This window comes from Bacillus sp. SIMBA_008 (assembly GCF_046535495.1).
Classification (GTDB): Bacteria; Bacillota; Bacilli; order Bacillales; family Bacillaceae; genus Bacillus; species Bacillus subtilis.
Genome location: NZ_JAWRWL010000001.1, coordinates 486,599 through 504,908 on the forward strand (window position 1 = coordinate 486,599; position 18,310 = coordinate 504,908).

The following is an 18,310-nucleotide window of genomic DNA, read 5'->3' on the forward strand; positions in this document are numbered from 1 at the left end:
AATATATTGAAAAATGATTTTCATAACTCTTTCAAATAGAGAAAGCCGGAGTATGAGATCCGGCTTCTTCTGCATTATTTCCCCTTCGCCTTCTTCCGCTTTTCCTTCTCTGCCCGATAAAACTCATGAAACATCTTCATCAGCGCCCGTTTTTCAATCCGCGATACATAGCTGCGTGAGATACCGAGTTCTTTGGCAATCTCTCGCTGCGTTTTTTCCTTCTTCAAATCAAGTCCAAACCGCCCGACAATCACTTCCTTCTCACGGTCATCTAAAATGTCAATGTATTGTTTCACTTTTTCAAGCTCCATATTGAGCTGGATCGTATCTATCACGTCTTCGTTTTCTGATTTCAAAACGTCAATCAGGCTTATTTCATTCCCTTCCTTATCCTGCCCGATCGGATCGTGAAGGGAGACGTCTTTTTTTGTTTTTTTCAATGCGCGCAAATGCATGAGGATTTCATTATTAATTACAAAAGGGGGGTGCACAGATTTCCCGTAACTGTTTGATTAAATAAAGGTTGAGTCAGCTTCCTGTAATAAATGCTCAAACGTTTCTTCGCAAACGAAGGGGATACCTTAAATAACCAAGCTATATTTTCAATTGCATGTGATTGTATGTACGAAAGATTAATATTACGCAACATGAAAGTTGGAATGCAAAAGTGATATGTAAAATAATTGGACTGCCACTCTAAATAATCTGTCCAAGTTGCAGGCATTGTTTTTTTATCGCCTTCATGTCTATATATATGGCAAAATTCATGAGCGAAATCATACCATTGTTCAGTTCGGCTTTTTCGGCTGTCCAAGCATATATTATAAATCCCGCTGTGTTTAAGTGCGAAGCTTGTAACAGGTTTAAACGAAAGCCTGATATCTAAAGCCTCGGCAATCCGTTCAAAATTAATTTGTTCTGGTTCTGTAATATCAATCTTCTTGTATAAGTTTTCAATCCAATCCTCTAAATGACTGTTTGTATACCTCAAGATGAAAAACCTCCTTAAAGACGACAATCTAAAAATTGGATTCGTTTAAATATTATATGGAAATCAAGACTTTTTTCATAGGAAAATGCGTCTAAGGAGATGGAATATGAATCCGTTTAATCATGACTGTTTTCGTAAGTATTATGATTTTAACACGCATCTGGATTTCCCTCGAAAAGTAAAGGTCTTTTAGGGATTTATGTCAAAATAATAGTAAGTACGTTATGCAACAAACAGGGAGTTTGGTTGCTTAATAAGGAGGGGAAGTATGAAAAAAAATATTCACATATTGGGAGCCTCTGGTGTCGGAACTTCAACATTGGGTGCTGCATTATCAAAGCGTTTGCCTCATACGCATCTTGATACTGATAATTACTATTGGTTAGACAAATTCACTAAAAAAAGAGAAATTCCTGAAAGAAGAAAGTTGCTTGAAAAAGACTTAACAATCAATGAAAAATGGATTCTTTCTGGTGCAGTGTGTGGCTGGGGCGATAATCTAAAAAGTTATTTTGACCTTGTCGTCTTCTTATGGATTCCACAAGATATACGGCTTGAGAGACTAAGGCACAGGGAATTTCAGCGTTATGGAAACGAAGTGTTAGCCGGTGGCAGTAAATATGAACAATCAAAAACATTTTTAGAGTGGGCTTCTTTATATGATAATGCTGGAATGGAAGTTAGAAGTAGAGCTTTGCATGAACATTGGATGGCAGATTTATCTTGTCCAGTGTTAAAGATTGAAGACGACTGCTCAGTCAATGAAAGAGTTGACCGTGTCTTGGATTATCTGAGTTCTAATTAAACTAACGGATAGCAATAGCTGCATCAGAAAATAAATCCAAAAATCAAAGACAGTTCCAGTATGGCATTTAATGAGCTGTTTTTTTAATACCGCTATCAATTTGCCTACTATTTTTGGTAGCATCCCCACAACAGAGAAGAGATTGTTCTTCATAAGGAAGTTTTTGGATCAGTTGCAGGAAATGGAACCTCAACGATTAGATACATCCTAAAACCTGTCCAGCTAGTGCTTATGTTGGTTACCATTGAGTGAAAAGCACTTGCCGATCCTTTTTTGTTGGTGTAATCATTAGTGAATTATTACAATTGCAAATGATAGGGGCAAGGGAATAAATGGACTTCAAAGGAGTTTAATCATGAAAAATAATGATAAGAAGAAAGAGGTTCAAAGAAAATACAGAGAAGAGATTAAAAAAAAGAAACAAAAGAATGAAGATAATAAAAATTTTATTAAAGAAACAATTATTGTTGTTACGATAATTGTATTGTTTATTTTTTTCACATACACTTTGCAAGGTTTTTAACAAGAAGCCCTCTTTTCCCATTTCGATACTCTGCAATTTCCCTCACAATAAACGCTCAATTTTTTTACATGAGAATATAAAAGAAACATAAATGAAAATATAAATGAGAAAAACAACAAAAACCCTTGTCACGTAAGGGTTTGTAAAGGATTCAAAATCACTTTTTAAATGAGGGTATGAATGAAATATAAATGAGAATCTAAATCTTATTAGTAAACAGAATTAAACATAATAAACAGAAATAAATAATAATAAACTAACTGCGTTTATTTATCTGATTTCCGTCTTTCTTTTAATTGCTCCGTTATAATCTCCAAAGCAGCCTGTAAGATCTCATCTGTTACCTCACCGTCTTTTGCTGCAAGGAATGTTTCAGGATCGTTTAACACTTTTTTTGCTTCATCCTGAAATACTTTTTCATTGCTTTCTCCTTTAAGAAGATAATCCAAAGAAACATCAAGTATGTTTGAAATATTAATTAAGGTTTTATAGTCAGGCTCACGACTACCTAGTTCATAGGCGGTGTAGGCAGGCCGAGTAATTCCAAGTTTATCAGCCATATTTTGTTGGGTTAGTTTCTTTTGTTTTCTGCACTTTTTCAAGTTCTCGGAGAACATATTAATCACCTGACTTTTGTTTTTATTCTATATCTCATTGTAACGTAACAAAGGGTTACATATAAGTTTTGGTAACAAAACGATACTTTTTTTATGAAAATGTGTTGACAATGTAACGAATCGATACTATTATCTAAGTAACGAAACGTTACATTTTCTGATTAAGGGGGTGAAAAATGATGAGAAAATGGCTTAAGAAAAACCGCTTAGAAAAAGGGTTTACTCAAGAAGAAGTTGCCAAAGCTGCACAGATTGGTAGAGCATACTACACCATGATAGAAAATGGTACTAGGAAGCCTAGTGTTATTGTCTCAAAAAAAATAGGAGAGAAATTAGGCTTTGACTGGACTATTTTTTTTGAGGATGTATGTAACGAAACGAAACATAATTCTAAGGATTCAGCATGATTAGAATTCACAAAGGAGGCCTTTTAATTATGAAAGTCATCTTGAAAAAAGGACCACTGTTTGAACAGGCAGAGGCCAAAGCCTACAAATACCTCAGTGGCATACTTGTTCAGCGTATGAATGAACACCAAGAGAAGCTTGCGCAAAAAAATAAAAAGGAATCAGCCTAAGTCATTTATAAACAGCATGGTCTTTCAACTTCAATTTTAAAACTAAAAACCTAATATAACAGGAGGCAAACATATGGAGAACAACCCATACAACATGCGGAATTTACCGCAGATTATGCGTAGTGCCCGTAAGGCTGCAGGTCTTTCCCAATACCAAATCGGAAAGTTAATCGGAGGTAAGGATCAAAGGTATGTTTCAGATGTTGAAAATGGACTTGCCAAGCTTACTCCAGAGTTATGTATCAAGTGGTTTGAGAAGTGCGATGCCTATGAACATATTGATCTTGTTCATTACTTATTTAAACTTCATCCCACAGCCGCTGCTCCTATTGATCCGGCACTCAATGAATGTGCAAGTAATGCGGTGATTAATATGGTTCACCAATTGGAGGAAGCATTACAAGCAACCAAACATTTAGCCCGTTGGCTTACTGATAATAGACCAGGTAAAACTGAAGAGCTGCCGATGGCTGATATTAAGCAGATTTTTGATTTGATTGCGGCTAACAAAACATTGATTTATTCACTTGTTCGTACTCACGGGTTGAAAATGCAGGAGCTTGCAGATAGGTGGACGCGGAAAGCTCTAGTTGATCAAGTTGCTATGGCAAAACAAGAAGGAAGGCAGGCGGTTTCAGTATGAATACTAATCATTTCTTGAAGTCAGATGTTCCTATCGCAAAAAGAAAAATCGAATCAGCAGAAGAGCTATCAATCATGCTGTCAGAGGCTTTACGTGATGGTGATTATGAAGAAGCGATTAGTCTCGCTGGAAGCATCAAGGTTCTTACTGAGGATATTAGCCGGCTTGCAAACAAAGGACGTCTTTATGAAACGGCATTGAAAATGCAACAGCAAGGTATCAACTTAACTGTAGTGAGCAGGTGTATAGGATGATGGTTCATTTTGTTCATAAACCGGCAACTGCTCTGGAAGTTCGTAAATGGTGTGCGATGATTCGTAACAATAGTGAATTCCATCTGTTATGGGATAGACGTGCAGACAAATTCAGAGAGGAGAATAAGAATGGTCGAAAATCCAATGGTCATAAACAACTGGCACGATAAGCTGACTGAAACGGATGTGCAAATAGATTTTTACGGTGATGAAGTAACACCAGTTGATGATTATGTAATTGATGGCGGCGAAATCATTCTGAGAGAGAACTTGGAAAGATATTTAAGGGAGCAACTTGGTTTTGAATTTAAAAATGCGCAATAAAAAAGCCCACTCGGCAAAGTGGACTTCTTTAAAGGCTATCTAAAAAACTCATGTGCAAATATTTTATCAGATAGCCTCAATAAAAACAATGGGGGTTAGGGTTATGACAAGAAGAGCTGAGGTTCTTGCTAAGACTTCTGAAATGAGCCGTGATGAATGGCTTATTGAAAGAAGAAAAGGGATTGGCGGCTCAGATGCATCCATTATCTTGGGGTTAAACAAGTGGAAGACACCTTTTGAATTATGGTTAGACAAAACAGGACAGGTCCCTGTTAGTGAATCGCAAAGTGAAGCTGCTTACTTTGGATCATTGCTTGAAGACATTGTTGCAAAAGAATTTGAGATTCGTAGTGGCAAGAAGGTTAGACGTAAAAAAGCAATACTTAGACATCCAGAACATGATTTCATTTTGGCTAATGTAGACCGAATGATCGTTGGTGAAAAAGCGATCCTTGAATGTAAAACAACCTCTGCTTACAACTTAAAAGAATGGGAGGACGAAGAAATCCCCGAGAGCTATATCGTTCAGGTCCAGCATTACCTGGGTGTACTTGGACCTGAATATCAGAAGGCTTACTTTGCTGTGCTGATTGGCGGAAACAAGTTTGTTTGGAAAGAGATTGAGAGAGACGACGAGTTAATTGACATGATCTTTGAAGCAGAGATTGAGTTCTGGAATGAAAAGGTCTTAGGTGGACAAGCTCCTGCTTTAGATGGGTCAAGTGCTGCGGAGGAATACCTCAAAAAGAGATATGCCGAAACGGAAAATAACAAAGCTATTGATTTAACTGCGACTAATCGAGAACGTATTCAACAATATTTGCATCTTAAAGAACAGCTCTCAGAGCTTCAAAGTCAGGCAAAAGAATTAGAAAACCAGATCAAACATGAAATGAAGGATGCAGAGTATGGGTTTATCGGCAACTATCAAGCTTATTGGAAGCCTGTTGTCTCAAATCGAGTTGACACGAAAAAGCTGAAAGAGCAGTTTCCGGATATTTACGAGGAGGTCAAAAAGGAAACTCATTTCAGACGTTTTAGAATCAAGGAGGTTAGCTGATTATGGCTACTAATCAATCAATTAAAAACAACATCCAAAAGAAACAAAAAAGCGCACCTGTGCAACAGCAAGGAGCAACCATGAAGGGTTTACTTTCCTCCCCATCCGTTATTAAGCGATTTGAGGAAGTATTAGGGAAGAGGGCTACACAGTTTACTGCCTCTATCTTAAGCCTATATAACAGCGAGCAGATGCTGCAGAAAACAGATCCTATGAGTGTCATATCCTCAGCAATGGTGGCAGCTACACTCGATCTGCCTATAGATAAAAACTTAGGATATGCCTGGATTGTTCCTTATGGAGGTAAGGCTCAATTCCAGCTTGGGTACAAAGGATATATCCAGCTTGCCTTACGAACAGGCCAATATAAGTCCATCAATTGCATACCGATTCATGAAGGAGAATTGCAGAAGTGGAATCCATTGACTGAGGAGATCGAGATTGATTTTGAAAAACGAGAATCAGACGCGGTAAGTGGTTATGCAGCTTATTTTGAGTTGATAAATGGCTTCCGAAAAACAGTGTACTGGACAAAGGCACAAGTAGAGAAACACAAAAAGAAATTCAGCAAATCTGATTTTGGATGGAAAAATGATTGGGATGCGATGGCTCTTAAGACTGTATTAAAAGCAGTTTTGAGCAAGTGGGGGATTCTCTCTGTGGAAATGCAAAAAGCAGTTATTGAGGAAGATAAAACAAGAGAACGGATTGACATTACCAATGAAGCGGATAGCTCAGAAATTATCGATTCCGAGCCTTCAAACAAAGACGAACCGGAAAAAACAAGCGAACAAGAAGCTGATCCTTTTGACGGTAAGCCTGTAGACATAAAAGAAGATGAACTTCCGTTCGATTGAGGCCGGCACCTGTGACATAACTGCACTCTGTGAAAGGAAGTAGGTGAGTGACTTGGACATAAAAGCAATGGGGTATGTGGTCATACCCCGACTACCATTCAAAGAGTTTAGGGATGAAAAAATTTATGATCACTTGTTCAAAAGAGCTGAATACAGGCCAAATCAAGAGCTAGAGCTTGGGCAGACCATTATCAAAATTGTGGAACTTGCAAAAGATTTTAACTGGTCAGCTGCACAGATCAAATACTCACTAGACCGAATGGAGAAACAGGGATATATCAAATTGCACCGTCTTCCACAAAAAAGAGGGTTCATCGTCACCATACTTCATTATGCGGACTACATACAGCTAGGAAATTACATGAAGAAAAAAGCTTTGGAACCAGCTGAGATTGAACATCAGGAGGTCGATGACAAAATGAAAAATGCCTTTGAGCTATATGAAAACAAAGTTGCTCGGTCAGTCGGTCCTATAGAGGCACAGCGAATTGGATACATGGTCGACGATTATGGTGAAGAAAAAGTGATGGAGGCTATCAAGACAGCGTTTCAGCTAAAGGGGAAATCAGCAAGTTTGTCATATGTTCAAGCCATCTTATCAAATCCATTCACTCAAAAGAGAAAGGAGAAACAATATGGCTATAAACAAAGCAGTCAGTATAGACACCGCATTTCAAACGATCATGCAGGAACTTCGGGAAAAGTCAGCCCGCTTTTTGGGAACAAAACAGGCCGCATCCGTAGAAAAGGCTGAATTTAATTGTCCTTATTGTAATGATCGTGGAATTGTCGTTTATCGGGTCCATAAAGATACTCCTTGGCATTTAGATGAACAGTTAGATCTTATGGTTCCAGACGAAATGGTACTCGAAGATGATTTTCTTTTGGGGAAGGTTTGCACGCCGGACAAAGCTAGTGAATGGAAAGATACTTATTCAAAACAGTGTGAATGTGTGAGACGAAAGAAAATAGCCAGACTCATGTCAGCTAGTGGCATTACAGAAGAGTTTGAAAAGCTTCTCTTTGGTAACTTCATCACGGACGGTAAGCCAGACATGATCAAGGACGCCTATGAATGTGCAGTGGAATACTATAAAGATTTTCAAAAAATCAAAGGAGAACGGCAAAACAGTATCGCATTACTTGGACAGCCAGGTAGCGGTAAAACTCATTTGCTCACGGCGATAATGAATAATCTGATCAAGAAAAAATCAGTACACTGCATGTATTTCCCTTATGTAGAGGGCATGGGTGATTTGAAAGCTGACTTTGACAATTTAGAAGCAAAACTGGATGCCATGAGAAAGGTCGAAGTTCTATTCCTTGATGACTTATTTAAACCAATAAACGGTCAACCAAGGGCAACCGACTGGCAGGTTGAACAAATCCAGTCAGTCCTAAATTATCGTTATTTGAATCATAAGCCTTTGCTGATTTCTTCGGAGTTAACAATTGATGAGATTTTGGATATAGACGAGGCTCTTGGTTCACGTATTCACCAGATGTGTCGTGATTACATAGTGATTATTAAAGGCGATCGAATGCAATTAAATCATAGGTTAGGTGATTGGGAATGAAGGAGAAAATGAATGTAAAAGCAACTGGTGGACTTTATATATTTGGACCTTCAAATCCAACTGAAGGTAAAGATCTTACACCAACAATCCGTTTACTTAAGGAAAAAATAAAGCAAATGGAGCGGATGCTGAGTGCTTAAAGCAGTCGTGTCTCTGCTGACAATTTTACTCTCCGCATCGAGAATAGAAAAAGAAATTCAGCTATGGGAACAGCTTGACGGGAGGTAAAGAACAGTTGGATTGCATTAAGTTCACTGTTTATGGTGAGCCAGTCGCACAAGGACGGCCGCGTGGATCAATACGAAATGGGAAGGTGCATATGCGTGATCCAGCGAAATCAAAGCACTTTAAGCAGTATGTGGCATTGGTTGCATCTCAGCATCGCCCAGAAACAATTATTACTGGTCCAGTTGCAATGGATGTCAAAGTGTATAGACCAATGCCAAAATCAGTTTCAAACTCATCAAAGAAGAAAGAAAAAGCTGAAAAAGGTCTTCTGAGGCCGACCACAAAGCCCGACGTTGATAACTATGTAAAGGGTGTGAAAGATGCTTTGAATCATCTGATATACAAAGATGATAGTCAGGTTGTGGATCTGAAAGTCAGCAAGTTTTATAGCGATGAGCCGAGGGTGGAGATCAAGATAAAAGAGGTTTCTGCGTAAAAATAAAAAACACTGAAGCGCTTAGCCTCAGTGTTCTTGATATGAACTGGTACTTCTATCATAACATAGGGGGCGCTTCAAGTGTACAATCCAAGAGAAATAAACATCAAAAAAGACTTCACTATTCAGCAGAAGATTGACCCAGGGAAAGTTAAGATCATTGTTTTAGACGGGAATCAAGGTACTGCCCATGTCTTAGATGCTCCTGAGCACGGTAAAACAGTGATCCAAACTGTGAAGGGGAGCTTTGCGCGGGTTGATCATGAGATAGGGTTTAAGGTGGTATAAACTTTGTTTTAAGAAGCACTTAAAATTGGTTTGTAGTAAAATAAACTAAAACGCTGGAGGATAGTAATGTTTTTAAAGGGATCAGGTGCTGTTTTCTATTTAAGAGTTTTGTCACCTTTAAATGAATTTATAGAATATCTGGATGATGTTGAAGATAGGTTTGAAATAGCAAAAAAACGATATGAAAATGAAGCAAAAGAATTAAGCCCAGAAATTGAAGAAGATTATTGGGATTATTATATTGATGAATACCATGACTTCAATATCACATATCCTTCAATTTTGAGAAGTAGTGTATTTACAAGTATATATAGCTTTTTAGAGTACCACCTTATAAGTAGATGTTTAGATAAAGCAATTTTAGAAAAAGTTAAGTATGATAGAGGGATTTTTAAAGCCAAAAGTTATTTTAAATTAAGATATAAAAGTAATGAGAAATTTAAAGAGTCAGAAATATTCTCGAACAATGTTTGGAATAAAATAGTTGATTATTCTAAGATTAGAAATTGTTATATTCACAATTCAGGAATAATAACAATGATACCAGATGAAACAAAGCAAAAAGAATTAATTCAAATTATTAGAAAAACCAATTATATTGAAATTGATGACCGTGACAGAATACATATACTAAATAGGGAATTTTGCAAAGAATTTCACGAAGTTGTTTACAAATTTATTTACGATTTGAATGATTTATTATTAAATTTAAAAGATTAGTCCAAGACGGAAAGCCTGCGGACACTGAACTTACAGCATTTACGTTGTTTGTTTGGTGTCCGTTTTTTATTTGAAAAGGAGGACACAATCATGAATCAAAAAGAAATTGAAAATCTAATCAATAGCTATCACTGGATGGTGAAAGAGGTTCATCGATTGCAAAGAGTACTCTATGGTTCCGTAATTCCAATGAAGAATTGGGGTATTGCACAATATGGATTAGAAGCTGCTATGCCAAAAGGAAGTCCTGGGAAGAGTCAGGCTGAGCTGAGGCAAATGGATATGAGAGAGGAACGTCTTTTCAAACGTCTTAAGTATTATGAAGAGCGAGTATATGCAGTTGAGCTAGGTGCCGAAAAGATCAAAGGGGAGCAGCATAAAGTCATTTATGACTGCATGATGGAGGGAATGAGCTACCGTGCTATTAGTCTTCATCTTGGCTTTTCACGGGAAACTGTACGCAAAATGAAAGACGTGTTGATCAGCCAATTATGCCAAGATTGTCACTTTGAGCGTTTGTTGAATCTGAAAAAATCTGTGGTGTAAAATGGGAGGCAGGTCGGCGCGGCAGAAATTTTATTGAGCCACCTAAACTATATAGTACACAGGATAATAAATCATTCGACAAATTTTGCGAACCATTCCATTTAAAGACCTCTTGCCCGATAATAAAGCAAGAGGTGAAAGATTATGAAATTTGAGGTTGTTTTTTGGTTTGATAATGAAAATGTAAGAACAGCTAAAGTAATTGCCGAATCTGAAAAAGCACTTATAAAAGAATTGCAAGAATGTGAACATTGGTATGAGTTTGAAGATGGTAAGCGTATTGCGAATGTAAACATGCGACTTGTAACGCAATTTGATGTGAAAAAAAGATAAAACTAATTAAAAAAGAGTATCCCTCGGGATGCTCTTTTAATTTGCGATGTAACCATGTCCTTTATCTTAGAAGAGATTATTTGCGACTAACAGCCTCTGAGTAATGGCTTAGCTTAGAGAGGATATGATTAATGAAACCTAGAACTTATTATAAACGTATCAATATTAGCAGTACCGATGAAGGCAGCTAATTAAGCAGGTTACTTAAATTAATATTTATAGAAAAGAGGTAATAAAGTGGATTGGTCTTGGTGGGTCGCGATAATTATTGCATTGGCAGTTGTATTTGGTTTTTTTGATAATAAACATAAAAAAAAGAAAGGAAAAAAATAAATTATCTTATTAGGCTATTAGATGATCAAGATTATCGAAAAATAGAACTGTAATAGGTTCTTTAAGTGCGAGAAAAAGTACCATATGCGCTCTCCTACATGGGGGAGCTTTTATTTTTTTGCTGGTTATATTTATTCCAGCACATTGATTTCAAAACAACTCAATTCAAAGGAGGCGGCGGTGGATGTAGATGATTGAAAAGCACATACAGGCGTATAAAGATTACGTTAAAGGTATGAAATACAAGGATCTTGCCGAGAAGTACGGAGTGTCAGTGAACACCATTAAATCGTGGAAACAGCGGCATGGTTGGCAAAGAAAAAAGGGTGCACCCTCCAAGAAAAGTGTGCACACAAAAAAAGTAGGTGCACCACTCGGTAACAAAAATGCTTTAGGGAATAAGGGTGGTGCACCAAATGGAAATCAAAACGCTGTGATACATGGATTCTTCTCAAAGTTCCTGCCAAAAGAAACACTAACCATCATGGAAGAGATTCAGGAGCGCTCACCTGTCGATATGATATGGGACCAAATACAGATCCAATATGCCGCGATTATTAGAGCGCAAAAGATCATGTTCGTTTCTGATAAGGAAGAAATGATTAAAGAATTGAAAAAGAAAAAGTCTGTCCTATCTGAGACAAACGAAGTTGAAGAGGAAGAGTATGAATTCCAATTTTCTTGGGATCGTCATGCAACGTTCTTAAATGCTCAATCTCGGGCAATGGCGGAGCTCAGGAATCTAATTAAACAGTTTGATGAATTAGCTCATGCAGAAGACGAACGACGCCTTAAATTGGAGCATATGTGTTTAAATATCAACAAGAAAAAATTAGAGATTGAAGAACTTACAGAAGAAGATAAACCTTTTGAAATCACCATTGTGAACAAAGGTGATGACAGTGATTAAACAAGTAAATCCACATTTTAAAGAATTTCTCTTTGACTGGAATCAAAAGTTTCAGTTTCTTGTTGGTGGTTATGGATCATCCAAAAGTTATCATGTTGCTTTGAAGATTATTCTGAAATTGCTTAAAGAAAAACGGACTGCTCTTGTTATCAGAGAAGTGTACGACACACATAGGGACTCCACATTTTCTCTTTTTGATGAACTTGTAAGTGATCTGAAATTAGATCATATCGTTAGGTGTGTATCTTCTCCTATGCAGATTCGATTTTCAAATGGCAGTCGCATCATCTTTAAAGGGATGGATAAGCCAGCCAAACTGAAATCAATCAATAATATTTCGCTTATTTGGATTGAGGAATGTTCAGAAGTGAAGTATGAGGGATTCAAGGAGCTGTTAGGACGTCTTCGTCACCCGACATTGCCGCTTCACATGATACTTTCAACAAATCCAGTTGGAGAAGATAATTGGACTTTTAAACATTTCTTTAAAGATGATCGAGAGAAACGATTTGTACTGGATGATAAGGAGCTTTATGAAAAGCGGATAATCGTTAGCAACGACACCTATTATCATCACTCAACGGCGGATGATAATCTTTTTCTGCCAGAAAGCTATGTCCAGCAACTTGAAGAATTGAAGGAATATGACCCTGACCTTTACCGAATTGCGCGGAAAGGTCATTTTGGCGTGAATGGAATTCGGGTACTACCGCAGTTTGAAGAATGGCCTCATGAAGAGGTTTTGAAGGCTATTGCTGATATTAACCGCCCTCTTAAACGAGTTGGCATGGACTTTGGTTTTGTTGAGTCGTATAACGCCGTCGTTAGGGTTGCTGTTGATCCTGAAAAGAAATACCTCTATATCTACTGGGAGTATTACAAAAATGGATTGACTGACGATAAGACAGCCGAAGAACTCAAGGAATTTGTAGAGACTAAAGAGTTAATCAAATCGGATTCAGCAGAGCCCAAAACAATACGTTTCTTTCAGCAACACGGTTTCAATATGGTGGGTGCCCGTAAGTACCAAGGATCACGTCTCCAATACACAAAGAAGATCAAACGGTTCAAGAAGATCATTTGCTCTGACAGTTGCGAGAACACGATTTATGAACTTAAACCGCTCACTTATGCTACTGATAAGCTGGGGAACATCATAGAAGATGAGTTCACCATAGACCCGCATACACTGTCAGCTATTTGGTACGCTCTCGATGATTATGAGGTAACCGATTTGAAAGAAGAATCTAAAGGTAGACCGCAAAGATCAAGACCAGGAAGGAGGTAAAGCATGTCAAAACAATCTGTTAAAGCACGAGTGATCAAAGCTTCTCCACCTACTGAATCAACGAAACAAATTTATGAAGATGAATTTGCGGACAGCTATGACAGCAATATTTTGCCGCCTCCGTATAACCTTAAAGAATTAAAGATGATTGCTGAGTATTCAACGATATTGCAGCAATGTGTTGATGCCTACAGGACAAATATTGTGGGTTTTGGTTTTGATTTTGAGTATTCGTTTGATGTCAATTCTCCAGATGTGACAAATGAAGAAAAAACAGAAGCTGAAAGTGAATGGACTAAGCTTGAAGAGTTCGTTAAATATCTTCACTTTGATGAGTCAGCAGAGACTTTACTCGGCTTTGTTATTGAAGACCGAGAAAAGACAGGAAATGGCTTTATCGAAGTGATTCGAAACGGTGAAAATAAGCCAGCTGGTATTGAATATATGGACGTTCAAAATGTTCGGGTTTGCAAACTGTCTGAACCAATCGAAGTTGATTTTACATACTTCGAACAAGGACAAATGAAATCAATCAAAAGAGAAAAACGATTTCGTAAGTATGTTCAGATGATTGACGGCCGTATGGTTTACTTTAAAGAGTATGGGGACCCACGCACTTTAAATCTGGAGTCAGGTCAATATGATGAGCAGACTCCATTCGAGAAACAAGCTAATGAAGTAGTTCATTTCAAGATAGGAAGCGGTACTTATGGTAAGCCCAGATGGATTGGCCATATTGTTAATTTGTATGGTGCTCGTAAAGCTGAAGAGCTGAACTTCATGTACTTCAAGCAAGGTAGACATATTCCCGCAGCCATTACAATTGAAAATGGTATGTTGTCAGAGGACTCATATACACAATTGCAGGATTATATGAATGGTCTTGAAGGAGTGGAGAACGCACATAAGTTTCTTTTACTTGAAGCGGAAGGCATAGCGAAGGGGAAAAACATTCATGGTGATGAAGAGATTGCTCCAGTAAAAGTTGATATTAAATCACTTGCTGAAATCCTTCAAGAAGATGCTTTGTTTCTTGAATATGACCAAAAGAGCCGAGATAAAATTAGATCGGCTTTTCGTTTGCCTCCACTTTATACTGGTGAAGCTCAAGATTACAACAGAGCGACTGCAGATACAGCAAGAAAGATTACTGAGGAACAGGTCTTTCAGCCTGAACGAAAGTTGATCACAGGTAAACTGAATGCTTTATTTCTAAATGATCTTGAAATTCATAAGGTTCGTCTTATGTTGAAAGGGCCAGACTTTAGAGATCCTTTAGAAATTGCTAAGGTTCTAACACCGTTTATAACAGCAGGTGCAGTTTCTCCGAATGATCTACGTGATTTGGCTGGCCGAGTACTCGGTAAGACACTTGAAGAATGGCCAGAAGAAGAATACAACAGGCCGCTTGGTAAAACTAACGAGTCGTCCGCTTCCGATTCTTTGGCTGCGCTGTTTAAATCTAAGAACGGTACTCCTGATATGATCGGGTTATTAAAAGATATGCGGGATGTTCTGGAGGATTTGAAGAGATGAACAAAGCGGATAAGCTATTGGACAGTTTGAACGCATTTATTCAAAAAGCCAAGGAAAATCAGTATAAACAATTGGGGGAGATGGTACCTGACTTTCCTGGCAAATCTAATATACCCAAGTATGTGGAGGAATATGAAAAAGGCATCGCTAGATTACTCAGGCGCCAGCGTAAGAAGTTTTTAGATGGTGTGAATGGTTTTATAGGCAAAGACTCAAAAGAGACGCTAGAAGCCCTTCTAGTGTTTTTTACGCAGAACCTATTTGCCGAGGACGACTTTGAGGAAGAATTTCAGGAACTTACCGAAGGATTCCTGCAACAGACTATTGAAGAGCTGGCTGAAGTAATCATGGATTCTATAGATCCAGAAGTGCCTTTTAAAGTCTTATCTACCCGTACAGTTAATTGGATTAAGGATTGGTCAAAGAAGTTGGCTGGGATCATGAAGCTGAATACTCATGAAGCAGTGGAAAACGTACTGACTGATGCTATCGAGAAGGGATTATCTATACAGGACATTGAATTGACTCTCAAAGACATGCTGCAATTTGATAGGGACCGGGCACGTACTACGGCCATCACTGAAGTGCTTGCTGCTTCCTCTGCCGCGCAGCATGAATCATATGCACAATCGCCAGCAGTAAAGAAAAAGAAGTGGCGGCACAGCGGAGGGAAGAAGAACAATCTTCGTGAAAATCACATCGATCTTGACGGCACAGTCATTGGAGTGGATGAAGAATTTCATATACCAGGTAGCGGAGAGACCTGCATGTTTCCACGAGATCCTAAACTATCGGCAGGGGAACGGGTAAATTGCCATTGTGTTCTATCGCCTGTGGTAGATAACGAGATTTTGGGATTGTCAGCAGATGAAAAAGAAGAGATTCGAAGAGAAGCCTTAGCAAACATGGAATAAAATTGTATAATTTCCTCATTACTTTAAGAAATGAGGGAAGTCATGAGCTGGCTAGAGTTTTTTTCTACGATTTTTAATTCTTGGCCTATTGCAATTGTGATTATCGTAATTCTTTTGAGAAAGACACTTATGTCTAAACTGGGTAAATTATTGAGTTTAACCTATAAAGATATAAATATTAATTTCCAAGAAGAATTAGAAAAGGTCAGTAAATCACTGGGTGAATCTGAAAGTGACTCTGATTCTGAAGATGAGAATGTACTAGAAAAAGCACGTGAAGAAGTGGAATTTATTACTGATATAGCAGAGCTTTCTCCGTCGGCGGGTATTATAGCTTCCTGGGTCAGTTTCGAGACGACAATAGACGGATTAATAGAGTCAAAGGGTGTAATACCTGAGGGGTTAAGCTGGTCTGAGAAAAAAAGAGCTTTAGAAAAATTATATAAAATCGATTTAAACATTTACAATTCAATAAATCATTTAAGGAAATTCATGTTGGATGTTAATCATTACTCAAAAAAGGCAGATGATTCATTAAGTTTGATAGAAGCTATAGATTACTATGAACTAATTTTAAAAACATCTAAGAAAATTATTGAAAGGAGGTGAACAATATGCCAAGAGAATTGGTAAACGCAAAAATCACACACGTTTCCTACGTAGACAAGGCTGCTAATCAAAAGCAGTTCTTTTTTATGAAATCAGAAAAACAGCCAGACTTTCAAAAGGAAGTCGAGGTCCTTACGAAAGAAGCGGACGAGCAAAAACTTGTGTACGGTATTGTATATGAACCAGACACAGTGGACGCTCACGGAGATTTCATGACAGCGGCAGAAATCGAAAAAGCCGCTCATGGATTCCTGAAAGATGCCCGAGAAATTGACAAGCAGCATGATTTTCAAGGCGGCGTTGGTGAAGTGGTGGAATCCTATGTCGCGCCTGCAGACTTTGAAATGAATGGGGAAACCATCAAAAAAGGATCATGGGTCCTTGTGACGAAGGCTTCCGAGGAAGTATGGGAGCAAATCAAAAAAGGTGAAATTACCGGTTATTCAATGGCAGGGACTGCTGAGACAATTGAAAAACAAGAAGAAAAGCCCGTTTCTCAAGATAAAACAGATGAGAAAGGGCTTTTTAATTTGCTCAAAAACTTTTTTGTTGGAAAACAACAGCAATCTTATGAAGAGCCAGTTACAAAGGCGGGCAGAAAGTTTTCCGCTTCAAACCTACAAGAAATTAAAAATGCTCATACTGCTCTGGGAAATTTACTGAGCCAAGTGGAAACAGAAGAGGGGGAAGAAGAAATGACTTCGGAGGAAGTAACGAAATCCATTCAAGAAGCATTAGAGCCAATTAAGAAACGGCTCGAGACATTAGAAAAAGAGGAAGAGCTTAAAAAGAAAGATAAAGAAAAAATAGAAGAAGATGCTGAAAAGGAGGGCGAGAAGTTGAAAAAAGCAATTTCAGAAGCTGTTCAACCACTCGCTGATCGTATTGAAGCAATTGAAAAAAGCCGGGGAACATCTAAGCAAACTGAAGAATCGGGTTCTGAACAAGTTCAAAAATCAATCTGGTCAGGGTTGTTTTAATGGATAAGGAGGATACGAATGAGGAATCAAGAGGTTATTAATAAAGCAGAAATGACGCTTTCTACTTTAGAGAGCGGTGGGATTATGAATCCTACTCAAGCTTCAACTTTTATTCGAATGGTACAAGATACGCCAACTATTTTAAGAGATGCGCGAGTTATTCAAATGGATCATGATACGCAAAAAATCGAGAAGATCGGTTTTGGTCAGCGTATTTTAAGGGCAGCCCAAGAGGGAGTTGCGCTAATTAAAGATCAAAAGTCAGTTCCATCAACTAGTACAGTTAACTTAAGCACAAAAGAAGTAATTGCTGAAGTTAACATCACTTATGACACACTTGAAAACAACATCGAAAAAGATGGTCTTCAAAATACAATTATGCAAATGATAGCAGAACGTGCTGCAGTTGATATTGAAGAATTGCTTGTAAATGGTGATACATCTTCGTCCGACTCATATCTTGCACAATTAGATGGCATCAGAAAACAAGCTACATCTCATATTGTCGATGCTGCAGGTGAGGAACTGACACGCCAAACGTTCAAGCGAGGATACAAAGCTGTACCTCCTAAATATTTGCGAATTCCGCAGGAGTTCCGTTTCTATACATCGCCTGGTATTGAGGTTGAATGGAAAGATCGTGTAGCGGATCGTCAAACGAACTTAGGGGATGCAGCTGTTCAAGGTGGTCTTTCTTCTGCGTTTGGTGTTCCGGTCAAAGGTATTGCGAACTTACAACCTTATACGATTGGAGAAGGAGATACAGCCACAGATGTTTCTGATATCATCCTTACTCATCCGAAGAATATTATTCTCGGATTCTCTCGTAACATTCGGATTGAAGTAGATAAGGACATCCGTCGCCGTATGTTTATCATCGTTTTGACAGCGAAATTGGATAGTGTTTTTGAAGAAGAAGACGCAGTAGCCAAGATTGTGAAAGTGAAGGAGTAGGTGGTCT

Annotated in this window: 27 protein-coding genes and 2 pseudogenes; 25 read left to right on the top strand and 4 right to left on the bottom strand. The window is 38.1% G+C overall.

The genetic code is table 11. The features are described 5' to 3' along the window. Positions 1 to 9 precede the first annotated feature (9 nt). From SB658_RS02500 to SB658_RS02510, 3 genes and pseudogenes are all read right to left on the bottom strand, one after another. Positions 10 to 75: pseudogene (locus SB658_RS02500) on the bottom strand (hypothetical protein); the annotation flags it as partial. Beyond that, a pseudogene (locus tag SB658_RS02505) lies at positions 75 to 473 on the bottom strand (sigma-70 family RNA polymerase sigma factor); the annotation flags it as partial. The pseudogenes SB658_RS02500 and SB658_RS02505, both read right to left, overlap by 1 nt. Further along, positions 473 to 991, bottom strand: a complete 519-nt coding sequence (locus SB658_RS02510; protein ID WP_015714342.1) for an ImmA/IrrE family metallo-endopeptidase — start codon at positions 989 to 991, stop codon at positions 473 to 475. The pseudogene SB658_RS02505 and the gene SB658_RS02510, both read right to left, overlap by 1 nt. Positions 992 to 1,259: 268 nt before the next feature. Here SB658_RS02510 and SB658_RS02515 point away from each other — a divergent pair, with 268 nt between their 5' ends. Both SB658_RS02515 and SB658_RS02520 read left to right on the top strand, forming a co-directional pair. Then, positions 1,260 to 1,796, top strand: coding sequence for an ATP-binding protein (locus SB658_RS02515; protein ID WP_004399117.1), 537 nt, complete (start codon positions 1,260 to 1,262; stop codon positions 1,794 to 1,796). Positions 1,797 to 2,151: 355 nt separating this feature from the next. Next, positions 2,152 to 2,319: a hypothetical protein gene (locus SB658_RS02520; protein WP_003229900.1), complete on the top strand. Its 168-nt coding sequence runs from the start codon at positions 2,152 to 2,154 to the stop codon at positions 2,317 to 2,319. A gap of 266 nt (positions 2,320 to 2,585) precedes the next feature. Here the strand turns inward: SB658_RS02520 and sknR are convergent, their stop codons facing one another. Further along, positions 2,586 to 2,936: a transcriptional regulator SknR gene (sknR, locus tag SB658_RS02525; RefSeq protein WP_004398704.1), complete on the bottom strand. Its 351-nt coding sequence runs from the start codon at positions 2,934 to 2,936 to the stop codon at positions 2,586 to 2,588. A 176-nt stretch (positions 2,937 to 3,112) separates the two neighbouring features. Between sknR and SB658_RS02530 the strand changes: the two genes are divergently transcribed. The 23 genes from SB658_RS02530 (at position 3,113) to SB658_RS02640 (ending at position 18,303) form a co-directional block, all read left to right on the top strand. Then, entirely contained in the window at positions 3,113 to 3,343 is a 231-nt protein-coding gene (locus SB658_RS02530; protein WP_004398958.1) for a helix-turn-helix transcriptional regulator, read from the top strand. A gap of 29 nt (positions 3,344 to 3,372) precedes the next feature. Beyond that, positions 3,373 to 3,513, top strand: coding sequence for a hypothetical protein (locus SB658_RS02535; protein WP_003229902.1), 141 nt, complete (start codon positions 3,373 to 3,375; stop codon positions 3,511 to 3,513). Positions 3,514 to 3,586: 73 nt separating this feature from the next. Beyond that, on the top strand, positions 3,587 to 4,156 hold the full coding sequence (locus SB658_RS02540) for a helix-turn-helix domain-containing protein (protein WP_015714341.1): 570 nt from the start codon (positions 3,587 to 3,589) through the stop codon (positions 4,154 to 4,156). Further along, positions 4,153 to 4,410, top strand: a complete 258-nt coding sequence (locus SB658_RS02545) for a YqaH family protein (protein ID WP_015714340.1) — start codon at positions 4,153 to 4,155, stop codon at positions 4,408 to 4,410. The genes SB658_RS02540 and SB658_RS02545 overlap by 4 nt, the downstream gene beginning before the upstream one ends. Further along, positions 4,407 to 4,580: a hypothetical protein gene (locus SB658_RS02550; protein ID WP_120028409.1), complete on the top strand. Its 174-nt coding sequence runs from the start codon at positions 4,407 to 4,409 to the stop codon at positions 4,578 to 4,580. Before SB658_RS02545 ends, SB658_RS02550 begins: the two co-directional genes overlap by 4 nt. Next, a complete protein-coding gene (locus SB658_RS02555) occupies positions 4,540 to 4,734 on the top strand; it encodes a YqaI family protein (protein ID WP_003229905.1) in 195 nt (64 codons plus the stop codon). Before SB658_RS02550 ends, SB658_RS02555 begins: the two co-directional genes overlap by 41 nt. A 103-nt stretch (positions 4,735 to 4,837) precedes the next feature. Next, positions 4,838 to 5,794, top strand: coding sequence for a YqaJ viral recombinase family nuclease (locus SB658_RS02560; RefSeq protein WP_015714339.1), 957 nt, complete (start codon positions 4,838 to 4,840; stop codon positions 5,792 to 5,794). 2 nt (positions 5,795 to 5,796) lie between these two features. Continuing rightward, positions 5,797 to 6,651 carry a recombinase RecT gene (locus SB658_RS02565; RefSeq protein ID WP_015714338.1) on the top strand — a complete coding sequence of 285 codons (855 nt, stop codon included), beginning with the start codon at positions 5,797 to 5,799 and terminating at the stop codon, positions 6,649 to 6,651. Between the two features lie 76 nt (positions 6,652 to 6,727). Further along, positions 6,728 to 7,405: a DnaD domain protein gene (locus tag SB658_RS02570; RefSeq protein WP_116758330.1), complete on the top strand. Its 678-nt coding sequence runs from the start codon at positions 6,728 to 6,730 to the stop codon at positions 7,403 to 7,405. Further along, complete coding sequence (locus SB658_RS02575; RefSeq protein WP_074794427.1) at positions 7,287 to 8,228, top strand: ATP-binding protein; 942 nt, start codon at positions 7,287 to 7,289, stop codon at positions 8,226 to 8,228. Before SB658_RS02570 ends, SB658_RS02575 begins: the two co-directional genes overlap by 119 nt. After that, the gene (locus SB658_RS02580) at positions 8,219 to 8,368 is read left to right on the top strand and encodes a hypothetical protein (RefSeq protein WP_074794430.1); all 150 of its coding nucleotides are present in this window, start codon (positions 8,219 to 8,221) and stop codon (positions 8,366 to 8,368) included. Before SB658_RS02575 ends, SB658_RS02580 begins: the two co-directional genes overlap by 10 nt. Before the next feature lie 95 nt (positions 8,369 to 8,463). Then, positions 8,464 to 8,892, top strand: a complete 429-nt coding sequence (locus SB658_RS02585) for a RusA family crossover junction endodeoxyribonuclease (protein WP_032722181.1) — start codon at positions 8,464 to 8,466, stop codon at positions 8,890 to 8,892. Between the two features lie 81 nt (positions 8,893 to 8,973). Then, entirely contained in the window at positions 8,974 to 9,180 is a 207-nt protein-coding gene (locus SB658_RS02590; protein WP_032722180.1) for an XtrA/YqaO family protein, read from the top strand. 66 nt (positions 9,181 to 9,246) lie between these two features. After that, the gene (locus tag SB658_RS02595) at positions 9,247 to 9,900 is read left to right on the top strand and encodes a hypothetical protein (protein ID WP_032722179.1); all 654 of its coding nucleotides are present in this window, start codon (positions 9,247 to 9,249) and stop codon (positions 9,898 to 9,900) included. A 90-nt stretch (positions 9,901 to 9,990) separates the two neighbouring features. Continuing rightward, positions 9,991 to 10,446, top strand: coding sequence for a hypothetical protein (locus SB658_RS02600; RefSeq protein WP_032722177.1), 456 nt, complete (start codon positions 9,991 to 9,993; stop codon positions 10,444 to 10,446). 144 nt (positions 10,447 to 10,590) lie between these two features. Further along, on the top strand, positions 10,591 to 10,779 hold the full coding sequence (locus SB658_RS02605; RefSeq protein WP_032722176.1) for a hypothetical protein: 189 nt from the start codon (positions 10,591 to 10,593) through the stop codon (positions 10,777 to 10,779). 523 nt (positions 10,780 to 11,302) lie between these two features. Then, positions 11,303 to 12,022: a phage terminase small subunit gene (gene terS / locus SB658_RS02610; RefSeq protein ID WP_032722175.1), complete on the top strand. Its 720-nt coding sequence runs from the start codon at positions 11,303 to 11,305 to the stop codon at positions 12,020 to 12,022. Continuing rightward, positions 12,015 to 13,310 carry a PBSX family phage terminase large subunit gene (locus SB658_RS02615; protein ID WP_015714325.1) on the top strand — a complete coding sequence of 432 codons (1,296 nt, stop codon included), beginning with the start codon at positions 12,015 to 12,017 and terminating at the stop codon, positions 13,308 to 13,310. Before terS ends, SB658_RS02615 begins: the two co-directional genes overlap by 8 nt. A gap of 3 nt (positions 13,311 to 13,313) precedes the next feature. Continuing rightward, a complete protein-coding gene (locus SB658_RS02620; protein WP_015714324.1) occupies positions 13,314 to 14,846 on the top strand; it encodes a phage portal protein in 1,533 nt (510 codons plus the stop codon). Then, positions 14,843 to 15,760, top strand: a complete 918-nt coding sequence (locus SB658_RS02625) for a phage minor head protein (protein WP_015714323.1) — start codon at positions 14,843 to 14,845, stop codon at positions 15,758 to 15,760. The genes SB658_RS02620 and SB658_RS02625 overlap by 4 nt, the downstream gene beginning before the upstream one ends. Positions 15,761 to 15,802: 42 nt before the next feature. Beyond that, the gene (locus tag SB658_RS02630; RefSeq protein ID WP_015714322.1) at positions 15,803 to 16,369 is read left to right on the top strand and encodes a hypothetical protein; all 567 of its coding nucleotides are present in this window, start codon (positions 15,803 to 15,805) and stop codon (positions 16,367 to 16,369) included. A 5-nt stretch (positions 16,370 to 16,374) separates the two neighbouring features. After that, entirely contained in the window at positions 16,375 to 17,349 is a 975-nt protein-coding gene (locus tag SB658_RS02635) for an XkdF-like putative serine protease domain-containing protein (protein ID WP_015714321.1), read from the top strand. Between the two features lie 18 nt (positions 17,350 to 17,367). Next, the gene (locus tag SB658_RS02640) at positions 17,368 to 18,303 is read left to right on the top strand and encodes a phage major capsid protein (RefSeq protein ID WP_015714320.1); all 936 of its coding nucleotides are present in this window, start codon (positions 17,368 to 17,370) and stop codon (positions 18,301 to 18,303) included. Positions 18,304 to 18,310: the final 7 nt, after the last annotated feature.